Origin of the sequence: Desertibacillus haloalkaliphilus (genome assembly GCF_019039105.1) — a bacterium.
GTDB classification, from domain to species: domain Bacteria; phylum Bacillota; class Bacilli; order Bacillales; family KJ1-10-99; genus Desertibacillus; species Desertibacillus haloalkaliphilus.
The window spans coordinates 1-355 of the sequence record NZ_JAHPIV010000454.1 but is presented as its reverse complement, the minus strand read 5'-3'; the positions used below and the strand labels follow the sequence as shown (position 1 = coordinate 355).

The window sequence follows — 355 nt, the reverse complement described above, 5'->3', positions numbered from 1 at the left end:
CTCATTGGTACCGTTACCAATCGACCATCAACTGGCAAATCTGGTAACAAACCCGTTGGCACTCCAAAGTTGTAAAGATAATTTTCAACCTGTTGTTCACCAACTGCATCGTATTGCGCTTCAATCAAAGCCACTTGCTCAGCAGTCAGTTGCTTATTTTCAATCGTTTTATCTAGTCGCTCTCGCCAAGACAACTTATAAAAACCGTGCCAATCTGCCATTATCTAAAGTTTCCTTTTCTAATATCTCTTATAGTTTAACAGTTATTTTCAACGTTTAAAGCAAAAAACGGTTTTGGTAATCGTTACCAAAACCGTCTCCATTATTCTTCAATCGTTTGTACGCGGTACTTCAC

Annotated in this window: 1 protein-coding gene; it reads right to left on the bottom strand. The window is 38.6% G+C overall.

The window, feature by feature from the left end; genetic code table 11:
• On the bottom strand, positions 1-221 hold a 221-nt coding region (locus tag KH400_RS22770), incomplete at its 3' end, for a hypothetical protein (RefSeq protein ID WP_217228529.1).
• Positions 222-355 lie beyond the last annotated feature (134 nt).